The organism is Dapis brunnea BLCC-M229 (assembly GCF_050015995.1).
In the GTDB taxonomy this organism is placed as follows: Bacteria; Cyanobacteriota; Cyanobacteriia; order Cyanobacteriales; family Microcoleaceae; genus Trichodesmium.
Genome location: NZ_JBNHEP010000155.1, coordinates 1 through 17,005 on the forward strand (window position 1 = coordinate 1; position 17,005 = coordinate 17,005).

Here is a 17,005-nt window from a genome sequence, read left to right on the forward strand (position 1 = left end):
CTACGGAACCAGAATTACTACTCCCTACTTCCTATTCCCAGTTAAGTGTTCCCTGTTCCCTAAAACCAAGGAATTTTGTATCTCACCAGTATGGGAATTGCTATAATATACCCTAAATATTGACAAAAATTTCCTTTAATATACCCCATTGGCGATTATTTTAAATACTTGTAATATTTAACTTTATCTATATCTAGCAACTATTCAGCTATATCGGAATCATATCTGAGTTTTTTGATAAATTAAGCAAGGTTTTTTTGAGAATAGTTATATTAACTGAAGAGCCACTTATTTATGCTAAAAATTATCTCAAATATATCAATAATAATTTATTATTTCAAGACAATACGAGCCTAATTATAATAACTGCGAATAACCCAGTTCCTACCCAGGAGGCAAGCTAAAAGCTAACTACTGTTAGCTCCGCATTCCGCAGGAAATACTTACCTTATCTATAATAATTCTGATGTTTTTTCGGAAAATATTTATTGATTAGTACATATCTGTGGTAATTTAAAATTAATCAAGACTTACGCACTAGAACCCAGAAACCCGGTTTTTTTTGAAGATGTCTATTGTTCAAACCAATTATTTTTCCTAGCAACCGAGTTTCTTTGCGTAAGTCCTATTAATATTAGGTACTATGGGGGGATTTAGAAATTATGGCTCTACAACTGCGTGTTTATGTCCCACCCCATCCATTGGTAAAGCATTGGTTGGGTGTAGCTCGTGATGTTAATACACCCTCAGCACTGTTTCGCTCTGCAATTACAGAATTAGGTAGATGGTTAACTTATGAAGCGATTCGAGATTGGTTGCCTGTGGTAGAAACAACAGTACAGACTCCTTTAGGTGAATGTTCTGCCACTTTTGTCAATCCTCAAGCTCCCATAGTAGTAATACCTATCCTCCGAGCTGGTCTGGGATTATTAGAAGGCGCTCAAACTGTTTTACCCTTGGCATCTATCTATCATTTGGGTATGATCAGGAATGAAGAAACTCTTGAAGCTAGTTGTTATTTGAATAAGTTACCCCCCCAATTTGACCCTAATGTTCGGGTTTTGATTTGCGACCCAATGTTAGCTACTGGTGGCACAATTATGCAGGCAATGGCTGAATTAACTCAGCGTGGAGTTGACCCCACTGCTGTAAGAATCATTTCTGTAGTAGCTGCTAAACCTGCTCTACAAAAACTAGGTACTGCTTATCCGAGCTTGGCTATTTATACAGCAACTATTGATGAGATTGTAAATGATGTTGGTTATATTGTACCAGGCCTTGGTGATGCGGGCGACCGAATTTTTGGTACTTAGGACTTGGTAAAAATAACGTGAAAAATTTTTGTCTCGAAGCTAGATTTCATATCATGTCCGTTAGTATGGTTTGTGTAAACTCTTGGGAAATATCTACCTAAGTTTAAGTAAGTTTTTTTCTCCTTTGAAGCCTTAATCCCTCTCTCCTAGATAATTAAAGCCTTCTTCGTCAACCTTAGTGTATAATTTTGAAATTTTATTAGTAATATGTTATGTTTTAGTAAAAAAAAATACTATAATAACTATAAAGACTTACGCATACAAACCCACTAAACCTTGTTTTCTTGTAGATTTCTATTCTTAAAACTAAAGATTTCTCCTATAAACTGGATTTTTGTGGGTAAGTCCTCAAGTAAATAGAATCTAAATAATTAGCTGTTTGCTAAATATGAGTAATAAAAATGGTTTTGCAAGTGGTTTGATGGCAGGTGTAGCAGTTGGTGGCCTGGTAGGTGGATTATTCGGAATTTTAATCGGAGCAAGGATATCTGATGATACTGATGTAGCAGAAAATTTATTGGATAGCCAAGATTCTGAAAAAGAAAAATCCACCCAAGAAACAGAAGCTATAGAAGAGACTCGCCAAAGTTTGGAGGGTAAAATAGCACAGTTGAATCAAGCAATTGATGAAGTTCGCCAGCAAATAGGCGCTGTAAATGGATCTTTGGAAAAGACAGATCGCTAGCTCTGTGAGTGAAGAATGAGTATATTGTGTAGATTTTAGAGATAGCTCTGGGTCGCTAAATAGGACAAAGCTATGCTAAACTCTAATTATATAACTTATTGGTTGTTTGTAGTTTCAGAATAATAATATTTATGAATGCTTCCATAGGACTATTAGCCCAGACATTATCAACTTTTGTGAGCTTCTATTTGGTTTTGATGTTCATTAGGATTTTGTTAAGTTGGTTCCCTAATGTTAATTGGTATGACCCACCATTTTCCGTATTGAGTCAGTTGACAGATCCTTATCTCAATATATTTCGTTCTATTATTCCACCCCTGGGAGGTATTGACTTTTCTCCCATAATTGCTATCTTTGCTCTCCAGTTTGTAGCTCAAATTTTAACTGGATTATTAGGTAGTCTGGCTGTTTATTAAAATCCATTACATTAAAAAACTTTGGGGCAGATTGAGAAATAGGTATTTATTCCTATAACTATATCTGCCTTTAAATATTAAAATCCCTCAAACTCTTCAATAGTTTGCTCCCACCGAACTTTACTAGGAAAGCCAGATGATTTAAACTGCTTAAGTTTTAAGGGAGTAGGTAGATTTGCTGGTATAGAAACTCTAATTTCAAAATCAGTCGTAGTAAGTGCTGGAACTTCTGGAATTGAACCAAGTCTGGTACGATTTTGCATGACGTTATTGTTATTAGCATCATAAATACGTCCATACACATCAGCATCATACACATTTTTACCAGAAGCATTTTGGGCTTTTCCACTGATGATAAAGCAGTTAGCTCCCATACTAGAACCACTGCTGATAATTCCTGTTGATAGACTGGGGGGACAATCTTTGTAGTCTATATTATATAGTTTAATTGGAATTAATGCCCAAGCAGGGCTACTCCACAACCAAGTTACTATGGCAATTAAGCCGCAGATAATAATATTAGTTGACATCCTTCCTCGCCTAAAGGAACGGGGATTCCTTCCGGCGAGCCGAAGATCCTCGGTGGGTTGACGTTTCACAGGCTGCTGCTCACTATACGCAAGTCTTAGGCTTGCCTCCACGTCCATTTTTTTTCTCGGACTGCCCGTCTGCGACCAATAACAAAAATATAACATATCTATATCTATAAAAAAAAACAACTAAAAAGTCGCCCGCTTATAGGCGAGGATTTAAACCCAATTTTTCGGTAAGAATCACGATCGCATATAAGTGACATCCTCAGATTGAATAGTAATTAGAACAAACCACCCCATCGCTTTTTTGAGGGTTCTTACTTGGTTAACAACAAAACCGTCAGGTATTGGACGATGTAGGTTGATTTGGACAATTCCCAGTTTTGGGAGTTTGACTTGCCATCCTGTAATTAGATTGACTGTGAATTGAGGAAACAACATGGACTTTATTTGTCCGTACTTTTTGAACAGGGGAAATCCATAACCTCTTTTTTAGAAAAAGTCCCAAGCATCATGCAATCTTCGGATAGTTGTCTGCAATACCTGAGAAGGAAGCGCAGCTAGTCGTACGAAACTCTTTCTTAGCCTTGGAGAGGTTGTTTTGCTGTTCCTGATATCCAGGGAATGGATAATCAGCACTTATGATATATTCACACTCCAAACTACACCTATCTATTGGACATTTTCACCGAAGCAATCTAATCCTTGAGTTCTCCAAGAGCATAATTATAAACATAATAACAAGTTTCGAGCCATTCATTCAATAACTCGACCTGTTGGGTGGTTGGGATAAATTCGATAAGTGTAGTTGAGGGTGAGCATAGCTAGAATGATACCATAAAAGGGAATTACAGTAAATGCTGATTTGACCAAGAAATAAGGTCCATAGCCTCCTCTTTCAAGGGGAAAAAAGTCGTCGTTTAGGCTATCCCCGACATGAAAAGCAGAGCTTTCAGTAGTAGGTTTTTTTACCGAATAATTAAGGTTTAAAGCTTCTCCTTTAAAGGAGAAATAAGCAGTCGAGGGATGGCGAGGAAACCTCGCTAGCCTCCAATCGACCAAGAGAGCGGTCGGAAAGCGGAGCATGAAGTAGGATGGGATGGGTAGGAGACCTCGACATATCCAATCTCCCCTTGATCAGAAAAAATTTTCACGCTCCGCGTCAATCCAATCCGTTTTAGGGAGAGGTAATTATCCATTAATGAACCACAATTTTAGTCTATACAAGCCACTACGCTTATTGCAACTACAAGTTTTGCACTTTTGAGCAGAGCTAATAATTAATTATTAATTAACTATATGACAGAATCTAATAAGACTCCTCAACCCCAACCCAACCAAAATTTCCCACCTACAAGCTTCGTGGTAGGTATTGGCGCATTAGCAGGTGGACTTCAAGCCATCGAAGCCTTTTTTAGTAGTTTGCTACCTGAGCCTGGTGCGACCTTTATCGTGGTGCAGCACCTATCGCCAGACTATCGCAGTTTAATGGTAGAGCTGCTACAGCGACGCACTACACTGCCAGTTTACCCGATCGAGAACGGCATGGCCATTGTCCAGAATAGCATATATGTGCTGCCCCCAGGGTTCGTGGTCAGGTTACAGGGACAACAATTGTGGTTAGAAGAGCGTCAGGAGAAACAAATTGATTATCCTATTGACTATTTCTTTTTGAGTCTAGCTCAGGAACGAGGCGATCGCTGTATCAGTATTTTGCTATCTGGTACGGGGCACGACGGTACTGAGGGCCTCAAAGCTATTAGCAGGGCGGGGGGTGTAGCCCTCGTACAGTCCCAGGATACAACCCAATTCGGGGCTATCCCCAGTAGCTCCCTCAGTTCAGGGCTGGTGGATGAAATCCTCTCTCCAGAAGAATTAGCTCAGGCAGTGTGTGATATAATTAGTTACACCCGTACCCAGGAATCTCTGACTAGAAATTCTACAACGCTACTGCTTCCTGAGCAACTGACCGAAATTCTAGATATTTTGCAAAAGCAGGAAAATATTGACTTTTCCTTGTACAAACCAGGGACTCTGAACCGTCGTATCATCCATCGGTTACTGCTCTCTAAAGTCAATACAATTTCTGAATACATCACTTACCTGAATGAGAATGTAGAAGAAGTTAAAAATCTGCGACAAGATTTGCTGATTGGAGCTACCCGTTTCTTCCGCGATCCTGAGATGTGGTATTTGCTGCAAACAGAAGTGCTACCCTCCCTACTGGAAACCTTGGAGCCAGGCAACCCCCTCCGGCTTTGGGTGACCGGATGTTCCACTGGGGAAGAAGCCTATTCTCTAGCCATTGTTGTTGATGAGGTAATGCAGAATATGGAGGAAAAACATCCGGTAAAGCTGTTTGCTACTGATATCGACCAGGAGGCTTTGGCTATTGCTTCTCAAGGGATTTATAGTGACAATATTGTTCAAGATATAGGAACAGAACGGCTGGAATCTTACTTTGTTGCTGAAGGTTCAACTTATCGGATCAAAAAGTCTATTCGTTCCCAGGTCGTTTTTGCCTCCCATGATTTGACGAAAAATCCAGGCTTTTCTCAGATGCACCTTGTTAGTTGCCGTAATTTACTAATTTATATGCAATCTGTTTTGCAGGAACAGGTGCTAATGCTGCTGCACTTCTCCCTAGCAAGAAGCGGGGTTTTAATCCTTGGACCTGCGGAAAATTTGGGAATCATACCCCACGCATTTGATTCCATTAACCAGCAGTGGAAAATCTTCCGTAAACGCGAGGATGTTCAACTACCGGTCAGTCGGATCGTCAAATCTGCTACTATTCAGCCTGTGACCATGTACAAACCAGTAAAATCAGGGCGACCTATTTACGAAACCTGGCTGAAATCTGTTTTTAAGCTGCGCTTTGGCGAGCAACCAGTCACTTGTGTGGTAGTCAATCAAAATCATCAGATTATGCATATATTGATTAACACTGCTAGGTTCCTGGAACTTCCCCTGGGAGAAATCAGTACAAATATATTAGATATTGTGCCACCAAACATCAAGATACCCTTGAGTACGGCTTTGCATCGTGTGAAGCGGGATCGGCAGTCGGTAGTCTACAACGACATCCAGGTATCGGAGTTGGAGTCTCAGCAAAGGATTAATCTTTGGGTAGGGAAAGTGGAGGAGGATGATACCAGCTCGGAAATTCAGATAATTGTGCTGTTGGAACTGGTGACCCCCACTGAGTCTATGGCAGCCTCGACAGATTTAGATTTTGATCCTAATTCAGCTATGTCTATGCAAATTCGAGAGCTGGAATTTGAACTGCAGCAGACTCGCGAAAATCTGCAAACCACCATTGAAGAGCTAGAAACTGCTAACGAAGAACAACAGGCGACTAATGAAGAACTGGTGGCTTCCAATGAAGAACTACAAAGCACCAACGAAGAACTGCAATCAGTTAATGAAGAACTCTACACCGTTAATGCTGAAAATCAGGAACGCATTGAAGAGCTGACCGAACTCAGCGCCGATATTGATAATCTACTGCAGAGTACCGATATTGGTGTTGTGTTTCTAGACGCGGATTTTAATATCCGTAAATATACGCCTGCTGCTGCCAAAGTATTTAACTTTCGTGTGGGGGATATCGGCAGACCCCTGACCGAACTGGTGAATTACCTGGATATCAATAATTTAATATCTCTAGTTCAGCAAGTCGCCAAAACTCAAAATTCTCAAGAAATAGAAGCTACCAATCTCAACACAGAAGATAGCTTACTACTAAGGATTTTGCCTTATTTGCGGGAAGATGGCACAAGCAATGGTGTCGTACTCACCTTGGTTATCGTTAATGACCTGAAGAATCTTCAAAACGATCTGCAACGTCAAGCATTTTTTGATACATTAACCGAGTTAGCTAATAGAGCCTTTTTCTTGGAAACTCTCAAATTGTCGATCGCTCGTATCAGTCGCGATACTTCTTATCAATTTGCTCTGCTATACCTAGATATAGATGCCTTTAAAGAAGTAAACGATACCCTAGGCCATGCTGCTGGCGACCAACTGCTGGTGGAAGTCGCGCGACGCCTCAATAATACTGTTCGCCCAGGGGATATTATATCTCGCTTAGGGGGAGATGAGTTTGCCATTTTGCTAGCAAAAACTGCTAGTTCAAAAGTAGTAATGGAGGTGGCATCTCGCATTCAATCAGCGATCGCTGCACCCCTAACTATTGGCAATTCCCAATTATCCATCACCGTCAGTATTGGTATTGCCTTTTATTCTCCAGACCATCAGTGGCAGAGTGACACAGTTATCTTAGAAAATGCCGACATAGCAATGTACGAGGCTAAACACCAAGGACCGGGAAATATAGCGCTCTTTCATCCTTCCATGCGGTCTAAACGGGAAAGCCAAGCAGAACTGAAGGCAAGCTTATACCAGGCGTTAGAGCAGGAAGAGTTTGTCCTGTATTATCAACCGTTGATAGATTTTTCGAGTCAGTCGTTGAAGGGGTTTGAAGCCTTGATACGTTGGCAGCATCCTCAGCGAGGATTACTTGCTCCCATAGAATTTTTACCCGTTGTTGCAACTTCCCATCTTATGCCAGCATTAGAAAGTTGGATTTTTAAGGAAGCTTGCCATCAGATGAGTCAATGGAATCAGGAATTTGATTTCAACAAAGCATTTCGGATGAATATCAATATTTCCCCTGATTTTCTCCTGCACCCGAACTTCATCAATAACGTAAATTTAGCCATTAGTGAATCAGGTGTCAACCCCGAGCAAATTTGCCTTGAATTGACAGAAAGCTCCTTTATCGGCCATAGCAGTGATGTTGAGACCTTACTATTAAGTATCAAGAGACTAGGGATAAGTATTGCTCTTGATGATTTTGGCACTGGGTATTCATCCCTGTCCTACCTACATCGTCTTCCCATAGATAAGATTAAAATTGACCAGTCTTTTGTGCAGTCTTTCGATTCAAGTTCGTCCCTAGTGGGTATCACTAGGGGAATTATCAGTTTAGCACGCCAGCTCGAACTTAATGTAACTGCTGAGGGGGTCGAAACCTTAGAACAATTCAGACAAGTGAAAGAATTCGGTTGTGACAATGGTCAAGGGTACTTTTTTTCTCACCCCGTTCCGGCGACAGAAGCGAAGCAATTAATAGAAAATCCAGAGTTTTGGGAAAATTTATTTTAGCAGAAAGAGAGCCCCCCCAATGATATAATGCAGATTCATTAGCTATGTCGGTCTAGTAAAAATTTTGCACTATTGTTGTTGGGTTTCCGTTCCTCAACCCAACCTACTGGCGCGTCAAGCTTAATTTGTTGGGTAAGTTTCAGCAACCCGGAAGACCTCTCCCCCGACCCCTCTCCTGCAAGGAGAGGGGGGAAATATTCTCCCCCTTCCCTTTTAGGGAAGGGGGTTGGGGGGTTAGGTTTTTTTACCCACATTTTCAAGCTAGACGCGCTACTACGCTGACTAATTTTTTATTTACTCAAACCTAAATGTTCACACAAAGAATCACGCATAACATCCACAGGTACAGACTGTTGTAACCATAATTCTAAAGCAGTAGCCCCTTGTTGAACCAACATTTCTAAACCATCAATAGCGATCGCTCCCCTCACCTGAGCTTGCCGAATAAATTTAGTTGGGTTAGGAATATAAATTAAATCATAGACTATTGCTCCAGGAGACAAGTTGTCAAAAATAGCTTCATCCACTGGAGACTCCTGAATATTGGGGTACATTCCTATAGGAGTCGTATTCACTAACAAATCTGCCTGTGCAATTAAGCTTGACAATTCATCCCACTTATGTATTTTCAGATTTACTGGCAGAGGAGAATTAACCCAACTTTGCTGAAAAGCAGTTAATTTATCTTCCGAACGACCAACAACATGAATCTCTGCAAAACTTAACTGAGCGCAACCCGCCACAACTGCACGAGAAGCACCACCATTACCCAAAATTACCGCAACTTTTTGATGCCAATTCCAATTATAGGTTTGTAGTGGAGCAAGAAATCCTGCTACATCTGTATTCGTCCCTACCCATCCTTTATTTGTTCGATAAACAGTATTAACAGCTCCCACTACCTGAGCAATATCCGACACTTCTGATAAAAGTGGTATTATTGCTTGTTTATGAGGAATAGTAATATTAAAACCATGAACGCCAATAGCAGAAAATCCAGCAATAGCTGTGTTTAAATCTTCCGGTTTAATTGGAAAAGGTAGGTAAACATAATCAATTAAACTTTGTTGATCTTGTTGATTATTTATTGCTTGAATTGCAGCATTGTGCATAAGCGGAGACAGAGAATGTTCAACAGGATAACCAATGACTCCTAATAATTTTGTTTTACCTGTAATCATAATAAAATAGGGAGTAGGGAGTAGGGACTAGCGGAGTAGTGGAGTAGGGGAGATTGAATGGGGAAATATTTTTCCAACTATTCCCTGTTCCCTATTCCCTATTCCCTGCTATAAGAAAAAATACGCCTGAGTCATCCCAGACGTATTCACAATAGAATTCTCAACAGTCGTGCTATCGTCAGACAAATACAAAGATTCTTTGACAACTGATAACTGATAACTGATAACTGAAGAAAGAATTGCTATAGAGCATTAGCACCACCTACAACCTCAAGCAGTTCTTGAGTAATAGCAGCTTGCCGAGCTTTATTATAAGAAAGAGTTAATGTACCAGCTAATTCACTAGCATTATCACTAGCATTACTCATTGCAGTCATCCGACATGCTAACTCACTAGCAGATGACTCTTGCCATGCTCTCAATAACTGGTTAGTCAAAAATAATGGCAAGAGAGCCTCTAAAATTTGAGTTGGCTCTTGCTCAAAAATCATGTCGCGGGGTAAACTTTTAGTAGGTACAGAGACAGTTTCTCGTGATACTTCAAACTCACCACCTTTAGTAGTTAAACGGAAGATTTCATCATCCTGAACTTCTAAACCTTGAGGATCGAGAGGTAAGAGAGTTTGAACTACAGGTTTAGAGCTAATTAGTGAGATAAACTTAGTATAAATTAACTCTACTCTATCTATTGATCCTGAGAGAAAAGCAGCAAGCATCTCATCAGAAACCCCTGAAGCGTTCTCAGCGGTTGGGATTTTTTCAGGGTTATCATAAGTATTTAAAATTGGAGCTTCTCTACGTTGGAAATATTGAATTGCTTTACGCCCTACCAATATATATTTATAATCAATTCCTTGTTGTGTGAGTTCACGCGCCCTAGTTTCTGCCCGTTTAATAATACTGCTATTATAACTACCACACAGACCACGATTTCCAGAAATTACTAATAACCCGACTGTTTTGACTTCTCTTTGTTGGAGTAGAGGTAAATCTACACTTTCAAACTGTAAACGTTCGGCAAGTCCATATAAAACTCGGGCAAGGCGGTCGGCGAAAGGACGAGTAGCAATTACTTGCTCTTGGGCACGACGCACTTTAGCTGCTGCCACTAGACGCATTGCTTCTGTAATCTTTTTCGTGTTTTTGATCGACTTGATACGATCGCGAATAGCTTTTAAATTAGGCATTGTTTTTAAATAAGGAAGAAGGAAGGAAGAAGGAAGGAGGAAGGAAGAAGGAAAAACCTTGACTTTTTCTTCTAGGTCAACTAGATTCAACTTTCTTTATTCCGTAAATCCATCTTAATTTAAGACCTAAGCAGAAACCGGGTTATCAACAAAATTTCCTGAGAGTGAAAAACAATAATTAGGGAAATAAACCCGGTTTCATGTTTGGGTGCGTAAGTCCTATTATTAATAAATAATCAGTGGCTAATTGTCTGTTTACTATTAACAACTAACCACTAACTATCTATGCTTCGGAGCAACTAATTTACTAAGCTGACACCAAAAATGTCTGCTTATATTCAGTGATACCCTCTTTTAAGAGAGTTTGTGCTTCATCGGTAAGTACCTTTTCAGTTTTGATGATTTCACCGAATTTAGGCTTACTGTTGTTCAAGTAATCTAGTAAACCAGAAATAAATCTAGTCACCTTTTCAAGGGGAATATCATCCAAGTAACCATTAATACCAGAATAAATCACTGCTACCTGGTTATCAAGTGGGCGAGGTGAGTTTTGATCTTGTTTCAAAATCTCCCGCAAGCGCTGACCTCGTGCGAGTTGGTTTTGGGTAGCTTTATCCAGGTCAGAAGCAAACTGAGAAAATGCTTCTAATTCAGCAAACTGAGCTAGTTCTAGCTTAATTTTACCAGCAACTTTTTTAATTGCTTTAGTTTGAGCCGCAGAACCCACCCTGGATACAGAAATACCAGCATTCACCGCCGGACGGAAACCTGAGTTAAATAGGTCACTAGATAAGAAAATTTGACCGTCAGTAATAGAAATTACATTAGTGGGGATGTAAGCTGAAACGTCACCTGCTTGAGTTTCAATAATTGGTAGGGCAGTCATACTACCTGCACCGAGTTTGTCACTGAGTTTAGCAGCTCTTTCTAGGAGACGGGAGTGGAGATAAAATACGTCTCCTGGATATGCTTCACGACCTGGTGGACGACGTAGTAGTAAGGATACCTGACGATAAGCTTGAGCTTGCTTCGAGAGGTCATCATAGATTACCAAAGTTGCTTTGCCTTTGTACATAAAGTATTCGGCAATAGAAGCACCAGTATAAGGAGCTAAGTATTGTAGAGTTGCAGGGTCACTAGCATTAGCAGCTACTACAACCGTATAATCCAGTGCACCTTTTTCTTCTAGAGTACCTACTACCTGAGCTACTGTGGAAGCTTTTTGACCAATAGCTACATATACACAAACAACATCTTCACCTTTTTGGTTAATGATAGTATCAATGGCGATCGCTGTTTTACCTGTTTGTCTATCACCGATAATCAGTTCTCGCTGACCTCTACCAATAGGAATCATGGAGTCAATCGCCGTAATACCTGTTTGCATTGGTTCATGAACAGAACGGCGATCGATAATTCCTGGAGCTGGTGATTCCAACAGGCGACTGTCAGTAGTTTGAATATCTCCTTTACCGTCAATTGCGCGACCGAGGCCATCAACCACTCGGCCAATCAACCCATCTCCTACTGGCACCTGGGCAATTCTACCTGTAGCGGTTACAGCAGAGCCTTCTTGAATTTCCCTGCCTTCACCCATTAATACTGCACCTACGTTATCCTCTTCTAGGTTTTGGGCAATACCTACAGTACCATCTGCGAACTCTACCAGTTCTCCAGCCATTACTTTGTCTAGCCCATAAATACGGGCAATACCATCACCTACTTGAAGAACAGTACCAACATTAGATACTTTTACATCTTGCTCATACTGTTCTATCTGGTCGCGAATAATTTGGCTAATTTCGTCAGGTCTGATTGATACCATTTTCTTTTTCTGTTGTCAAGTTGTTTTACAAAAATTGAGCGAGTATTATTAGGACATTCTCGCTCCTCTCAAAAATACTCACAGCAAGAATCTAATTTCTGAATTGAGAATTCTGAATTCTTAATTCTGCTATACTGCTTTAAGGCTAATACCAATTCGACGCAGTTGTCCTTGTAGACTAGAGTCAATTATCTGAGAACCTATTTTGATAATGACACCACCCAATAAATTTGGGTCTATTTTAGTTTCGATTTCTACTTCCCTTGCACCAGTCATTGATTTGACTCGTTCGCAGACTGTATTTTTTTGGTCTTCGTTTAATTCTACTGTCGAGGTCACTTCTGCTAAAACAGTTTGATTCAGTTCCCGCAATAATGCTAGGTATTGTTTCCCAATCTGTTCTAAAAAAATAATCCGACCTCTATCAATTAGCAGCATTAAAAAATTACGCATAAAGGGATCTACCTGCTCTCCCACCATGCGTTGTACCACTGCTTTTTTATCATCTGGCTTAATAACTGGATTTCCCATAAATTGCTTCAATTCTGGGGATTCATCCATAATATTAATCAGGCCACGCACATCTTCAGCAAATCTCTCAGTCAACTCTTTTGATTTAGCCAAGGACATTAGAGCTGCTGCGTAGGGTTCTACAATTTCACCAGCAATTACACTCATAATTGACCTCCTAATAGCCCCATGCTACGATCTATTAATTGTTGCTGGGCATTCTCATCTAAAGTTTCTTTGAGCCGAGTTTCTACTTGTGCCAATGCTTTAGATGCCACAATTGAGCGCAGTTGAGCAATTGCCCTATCCCTTTCAGAATCCATTTCTTGGTTAGCAGTAGCTTTCATCCGTTCCACATCTTGTTCGGCCTGCAGTGCAATTCTTTCCTTGACTTCCTGCGCCCTTGTTTCAGCAGTAGCCAGAATTTTTTCTGCTTCTGCTTGAGCTTGGGTCAAATTTTGTTGTTGCTCTGCTAATGCTGCTGCTGCTTCTTGTTGACGCTGTTCTGCTTCTTTGATGGCCTGTTCAATAGTAGCGCGTCTTTCCTTGAGAATTTTCCCGATAAACCCTGGCGCAAAATACAGCAAAACTGCAATTAGAATTCCTAAATTAATCAAGTTTGTGTCTAAAAGATCCAGGTTTAGACCAAAACCTTCTTCTGCACTAGCTTCTGTGGCTAGCAATAAAACATTTAGCATGATATTTTGTGATAGTTAGCCGATACGATTTTGCTAACATTTGTTAACAATGCACAATAGAAGTATCTACTGAGGGGGTATATCCCAATGTTTGTGAAAAATTCTCACAAACCCTTTCATTATTTGCTGCCTCCATCGGCATCTTCAAAAAAGAAGATTATTGGCTATCTGACCAATTCTGGTCCTAATAGTTTTTCTAGAATTTGGCGACTGAGAGAGTCTACCTGTTCTTCTAACTGTTGTAAAGCTGTTTGCTTTTGCTGTTCTATTTCTTGAGCTGCTTGTTCTCTTTTCGCTTGTGCTTCTTGTTGAGCTTCAGCAACTTTTGTGGCTGCTATTTTCTGAGCTTCTGCTTGAGCTGTAGCAATAACTGCCTGAGATTTTTTACGGGTTTCTGCTAACTCTTGCTCGTATTGTTCGGCTAATTGTTTAGCCTTTGCCAAACGTTCTTCTGCTTTTAGTTGATTGTCGCGAATATAATCTGCACGAGAATCTATAGCTTTACCCAGAGGCTTATAAAAAATTTTGTCCAAGACAAAAGCCAGAAGTAGAAATTGAATTGCCATTAAGGGTAGAGTTGCGTTTATGTCAAACAAACCACCCTTTTCTGCTACTTCTTCAACAGCTAGTAAAATTGTCCAATTTATCATTTTCTCTAATCTTTGGTGGTTCCCATAGCTTTTGATTTTAGATTTTCGAGATCCAAAATCTAAAATCCGTTCTACTAAACTTACCCAAACTTACTCAAAACATCGGAATTGAGATTTGGAGCTAGTTTCCTGCTTAACGCAAGAATCACTGACCGCAGTCTGTAACCTTTTTATCTCGACAGGCTTAAAATCGGTGGGAACTCCACCTACTGATACACATAGTTTTCCTTTGTTCACAGATGACTAAGTTCGGGACGGATTGATTCTATCTGTCCTTCAGTTTCCCATAGTCTTGACTACTCTCCGGACTAAAGTCACGGGGATTCTAAGTTGATACTACGCAACAGCGATTTATCCGTGTTGCTCCGTCTTTTCTTAGCTGACCAAAGATACACTCTCTGGGGACAAGTCAAAGTGCCCCTACACAGTCGGCTTAAGTCTAAACTTAGCTTTCTGCTTACTTTTGTTCGGATTAAAATCCGACTCCTCGCCTTTCATCCATCGCTTAAAAGACGATGGCTTTCATGCTACCGTGTTATTTAGGTAATTGTTTTTGTTAACACTCCTAGCAGTTCTGCAGCTTAAAATACCGCTAACAAGTTAGACATCAAGCTAGTATATCACAATAAATATCTAGTTATGTCTAACTTTGTCTAATTATTTTAATACTGCCGATTAACCCTAATTTCTATAGATCGGGGTTTTTATGCAAAGGGGTTAGCAAATAATAACACCAGTGATACCACTAGACCGTAAATTGTTAAAGCTTCCATAAATGCCAAGCTCAACAGTAATGTGCCTCGAATTTTTCCTTCTGCTTCTGGCTGACGGGCAATACCTTCTACAGCTTGACCTGCTGCATTTCCTTGACCAATTCCAGGACCAATAGCACCTAAACCTACAGCTAAAGCAGCAGCAACAACGGAAGCAGCAGCAATCAATGGATCCATAATAATTCTCTTTCCTTTGTTTAACTTAAAGTACAAACTTGACGATTAGAAATATATTGATTACACTGTAGTGCAATCAACTACACAATGGTCACTCTTTTAGATGAATTTATGTGATGATTGAAGTGGAGTATGAAACTGAACCAGTTCAAATTTCTTGCTTTTATCTCACATCACTGATCAACTCTGAATTTTACTTTTGACATCTCCAGGGGTTCTGACACCCTGGATTCTTCTTTTTGTAGGGACTTTTTACTCTACCATCTTCAATCTATATGAATCTGGTAACTTTTTATCCCACTAACAGCTTAGAATACCAGATTTTGAGTTTTTTTTTAGCAAGTTTTTTTTCTACTGCCTACTTATTCTCTTAATCGTGATGTTCACCGTGTTCTTCTAATGCTTCTCCGATGTAGTTAGCAGCTAGGGTAGCAAAAATTAGTGCCTGAATAGCACTTAAGAATAGACCCAAAACCATTAGTGGTAGAGGGATAAACAGAGGTACTAGCAGAACTAACACTCCTACTACCAATTCATCCGCGAGAATATTACCAAATAAACGGAAACTTAGGGATAGAGGTTTGGTAAAATCTTCTATGATCTTAAATGGGACCATAAAAGGTACTGGCTGGGCATAACCGGCAAAATATCCTAATCCTTTTTTACTGATACCTGCATAAAAATATGCTATGGAAGTCAGTAGTGCCAATGCCACTGTTGTATTAATGTCACTTGTAGGGGCAGCTAGTTCTCCTGAAGGTAGTTCTATTACTTTCCAAGGAACTAGCGCTCCTGACCAATTTGACACAAATATAAATAAGAACAATGTACCAACAAATGGTACCCAAGGGCGATAATCTTTTTCACCTATCTGGTCTTTAGTTAGGCTGCGGATAAATTCCAGGACAGACTCCATGAAATTTTGCATCCCACTAGGAATTCGCTGCACATTGAGTGAGGATAAAAAAGCAGCCAAAAGTATCAGGGCAATCACAAACCAGGATGTGAGTATAATTTGCCCATGTATTTTGAGACTACCTAGCTCCCAGTAAAAATGCTGGCCAACTTCCAATTCAGCCAGAGGTAAAAAGTTAATAGTGTTTAAAACATCTAGCATTTTGGTTCTCAGGCTTCCCGATTTATGTCAAAGTGTGGATTAACTAGCTATCAGCTTTTAGCATTCAGCTCTCAGCTTGTAGGGGCGAATGGCCATTCGCCCCTACTGGGTTAAAATCCCCTGCAACTGTTGTGCAGGATCGTTTAGGAGAGGTTTAAATCGCCTTCTAAACTTTAAAGAAATAATCTTGCTGACTGCTGACTGCTGACTGCTGACTGCTAACTGCTGACTGCTGACCGCTTTTTTTTGATATACCTATGAGTTAGGCATCAGCGATGTTCGCAGTACATATATTATTAGGGCTGCTTTGTAAGTCAGAAATCCTAGGAAAATCGGTAAAATTTTTAGCTCATTTAACTGAGTTGCTACTATAATCAACCCAATAAACATAGCTAGTCTTGTTTTACTCAGACCTCCTTTTTCTCTGCCAATACGTTCAACATCTTTAGCCAACATTCTTAAGTAAACCACACTTGTCGCTGCTCCTATCAAATAATTAAGAGCTATGTTTAGGGAGTAAAAAACCCAGACAAAGATAAATATTATACCTGTAATTGTCAAGGTGATTACATATAATTCCTGTTGCAGTGTGTAATACTCTTGTATTGAAGGATCTGGTTCTGGTAATACAGTACCAACTTCTGAAGTATTATTTTCAACAGTTATGGGTTCTGGTGATGTATCAGATGAATTCACAAAACTTTAGATACTAATCACAAGTTGTAGGCTTTTTTTATATGCCAAGAGTCATAATACCATCTTGGAGCAAAC

At 39.9% G+C, this 17,005-nt stretch carries 16 protein-coding genes; 4 read left to right on the forward strand and 12 right to left on the reverse strand.

What is annotated here, in order from left to right:
- Positions 1-662 precede the first annotated feature (662 nt).
- The 3 genes from upp (at position 663) to ACP6PM_RS18390 (ending at position 2,414) form a co-directional block, all read left to right on the forward strand.
- The gene (gene upp / locus ACP6PM_RS18380; RefSeq protein WP_426587115.1) at positions 663-1,313 is read left to right on the forward strand and encodes a uracil phosphoribosyltransferase; all 651 of its coding nucleotides are present in this window, start codon (positions 663-665) and stop codon (positions 1,311-1,313) included.
- A 388-nt stretch (positions 1,314-1,701) separates the two neighbouring features.
- On the forward strand, positions 1,702-1,998 hold the full coding sequence (locus ACP6PM_RS18385) for a ssl2009 family thylakoid membrane protein (protein WP_426587117.1): 297 nt from the start codon (positions 1,702-1,704) through the stop codon (positions 1,996-1,998).
- A gap of 131 nt (positions 1,999-2,129) precedes the next feature.
- Positions 2,130-2,414 carry a YggT family protein gene (locus tag ACP6PM_RS18390; RefSeq protein ID WP_426587119.1) on the forward strand — a complete coding sequence of 95 codons (285 nt, stop codon included), beginning with the start codon at positions 2,130-2,132 and terminating at the stop codon, positions 2,412-2,414.
- Positions 2,415-2,491: 77 nt separating this feature from the next.
- Here ACP6PM_RS18390 and ACP6PM_RS18395 read toward each other — a convergent pair whose 3' ends face one another.
- The 3 genes from ACP6PM_RS18395 to ACP6PM_RS18405 all read right to left on the reverse strand — a co-directional run bounded on the left by ACP6PM_RS18395 (position 2,492) and on the right by ACP6PM_RS18405 (position 3,711).
- On the reverse strand, positions 2,492-2,944 hold the full coding sequence (locus tag ACP6PM_RS18395) for a hypothetical protein (protein ID WP_426587121.1): 453 nt from the start codon (positions 2,942-2,944) through the stop codon (positions 2,492-2,494).
- Positions 2,945-3,187: 243 nt separating this feature from the next.
- Entirely contained in the window at positions 3,188-3,388 is a 201-nt protein-coding gene (locus ACP6PM_RS18400; RefSeq protein WP_426587123.1) for a hypothetical protein, read from the reverse strand.
- Positions 3,389-3,645: 257 nt separating this feature from the next.
- Positions 3,646-3,711 carry a hypothetical protein gene (locus tag ACP6PM_RS18405; RefSeq protein WP_426587166.1) on the reverse strand — a complete coding sequence of 22 codons (66 nt, stop codon included), beginning with the start codon at positions 3,709-3,711 and terminating at the stop codon, positions 3,646-3,648.
- A 535-nt stretch (positions 3,712-4,246) separates the two neighbouring features.
- On the opposite strand from ACP6PM_RS18405, the gene ACP6PM_RS18410 reads away from it, so the two are divergent.
- Positions 4,247-8,116, forward strand: a complete 3,870-nt coding sequence (locus tag ACP6PM_RS18410; protein WP_426587125.1) for an EAL domain-containing protein — start codon at positions 4,247-4,249, stop codon at positions 8,114-8,116.
- A 290-nt stretch (positions 8,117-8,406) separates the two neighbouring features.
- Here the strand turns inward: ACP6PM_RS18410 and ACP6PM_RS18415 are convergent, their stop codons facing one another.
- From ACP6PM_RS18415 to ACP6PM_RS18455, 9 genes are all read right to left on the reverse strand, one after another.
- Positions 8,407-9,297: a shikimate dehydrogenase gene (locus ACP6PM_RS18415; protein WP_426587127.1), complete on the reverse strand. Its 891-nt coding sequence runs from the start codon at positions 9,295-9,297 to the stop codon at positions 8,407-8,409.
- A gap of 242 nt (positions 9,298-9,539) precedes the next feature.
- On the reverse strand, positions 9,540-10,484 hold the full coding sequence (locus tag ACP6PM_RS18420; protein ID WP_426587129.1) for a F0F1 ATP synthase subunit gamma: 945 nt from the start codon (positions 10,482-10,484) through the stop codon (positions 9,540-9,542).
- Between the two features lie 307 nt (positions 10,485-10,791).
- Complete coding sequence (gene atpA, locus ACP6PM_RS18425) at positions 10,792-12,309, reverse strand: F0F1 ATP synthase subunit alpha (RefSeq protein ID WP_426587131.1); 1,518 nt, start codon at positions 12,307-12,309, stop codon at positions 10,792-10,794.
- 129 nt (positions 12,310-12,438) lie between these two features.
- Positions 12,439-12,987, reverse strand: coding sequence for an ATP synthase F1 subunit delta (gene atpH / locus ACP6PM_RS18430; protein WP_426587133.1), 549 nt, complete (start codon positions 12,985-12,987; stop codon positions 12,439-12,441).
- On the reverse strand, positions 12,984-13,517 hold the full coding sequence (locus ACP6PM_RS18435; RefSeq protein ID WP_426587135.1) for a F0F1 ATP synthase subunit B: 534 nt from the start codon (positions 13,515-13,517) through the stop codon (positions 12,984-12,986). The genes atpH and ACP6PM_RS18435 overlap by 4 nt, the downstream gene beginning before the upstream one ends.
- A 164-nt stretch (positions 13,518-13,681) precedes the next feature.
- The gene (locus tag ACP6PM_RS18440; RefSeq protein ID WP_426587137.1) at positions 13,682-14,167 is read right to left on the reverse strand and encodes a F0F1 ATP synthase subunit B'; all 486 of its coding nucleotides are present in this window, start codon (positions 14,165-14,167) and stop codon (positions 13,682-13,684) included.
- A 704-nt stretch (positions 14,168-14,871) separates the two neighbouring features.
- A complete protein-coding gene (gene atpE / locus ACP6PM_RS18445) occupies positions 14,872-15,117 on the reverse strand; it encodes an ATP synthase F0 subunit C (protein ID WP_011611801.1) in 246 nt (81 codons plus the stop codon).
- A gap of 370 nt (positions 15,118-15,487) precedes the next feature.
- Positions 15,488-16,234, reverse strand: a complete 747-nt coding sequence (gene atpB / locus ACP6PM_RS18450; RefSeq protein ID WP_426587139.1) for a F0F1 ATP synthase subunit A — start codon at positions 16,232-16,234, stop codon at positions 15,488-15,490.
- 255 nt (positions 16,235-16,489) lie between these two features.
- Positions 16,490-16,930: an ATP synthase subunit I gene (locus ACP6PM_RS18455; RefSeq protein ID WP_426587141.1), complete on the reverse strand. Its 441-nt coding sequence runs from the start codon at positions 16,928-16,930 to the stop codon at positions 16,490-16,492.
- Between the last annotated feature and the right edge of the window lie 75 nt (positions 16,931-17,005).

Excerpts from the sequence above, each read along its gene's own strand:
- upp (WP_426587115.1), top strand. The coding sequence starts at position 663 with ATGGCTCTACAACTGCGTGTTTATGTCCCACCCCATCCATTGGTAAAG.
- ACP6PM_RS18385 (WP_426587117.1), top strand. The coding sequence starts at position 1,702 with ATGAGTAATAAAAATGGTTTTGCAAGTGGTTTGATGGCAGGTGTAGCA.
- ACP6PM_RS18390 (WP_426587119.1), top strand. The coding sequence starts at position 2,130 with ATGAATGCTTCCATAGGACTATTAGCCCAGACATTATCAACTTTTGTG.
- ACP6PM_RS18395 (WP_426587121.1), bottom strand. The coding sequence starts at position 2,944 with ATGTCAACTAATATTATTATCTGCGGCTTAATTGCCATAGTAACTTGG.
- ACP6PM_RS18400 (WP_426587123.1), bottom strand. The coding sequence starts at position 3,388 with ATGTTGTTTCCTCAATTCACAGTCAATCTAATTACAGGATGGCAAGTC.
- ACP6PM_RS18410 (WP_426587125.1), top strand. The coding sequence starts at position 4,247 with ATGACAGAATCTAATAAGACTCCTCAACCCCAACCCAACCAAAATTTC.
- ACP6PM_RS18415 (WP_426587127.1), bottom strand. The coding sequence starts at position 9,297 with ATGATTACAGGTAAAACAAAATTATTAGGAGTCATTGGTTATCCTGTT.
- ACP6PM_RS18420 (WP_426587129.1), bottom strand. The coding sequence starts at position 10,484 with ATGCCTAATTTAAAAGCTATTCGCGATCGTATCAAGTCGATCAAAAAC.
- atpA (WP_426587131.1), bottom strand. The coding sequence starts at position 12,309 with ATGGTATCAATCAGACCTGACGAAATTAGCCAAATTATTCGCGACCAG.
- atpH (WP_426587133.1), bottom strand. The coding sequence starts at position 12,987 with ATGAGTGTAATTGCTGGTGAAATTGTAGAACCCTACGCAGCAGCTCTA.
- ACP6PM_RS18435 (WP_426587135.1), bottom strand. The coding sequence starts at position 13,517 with ATGCTAAATGTTTTATTGCTAGCCACAGAAGCTAGTGCAGAAGAAGGT.
- ACP6PM_RS18440 (WP_426587137.1), bottom strand. The coding sequence starts at position 14,167 with ATGATAAATTGGACAATTTTACTAGCTGTTGAAGAAGTAGCAGAAAAG.
- atpE (WP_011611801.1), bottom strand. The coding sequence starts at position 15,117 with ATGGATCCATTGATTGCTGCTGCTTCCGTTGTTGCTGCTGCTTTAGCT.
- atpB (WP_426587139.1), bottom strand. The coding sequence starts at position 16,234 with ATGCTAGATGTTTTAAACACTATTAACTTTTTACCTCTGGCTGAATTG.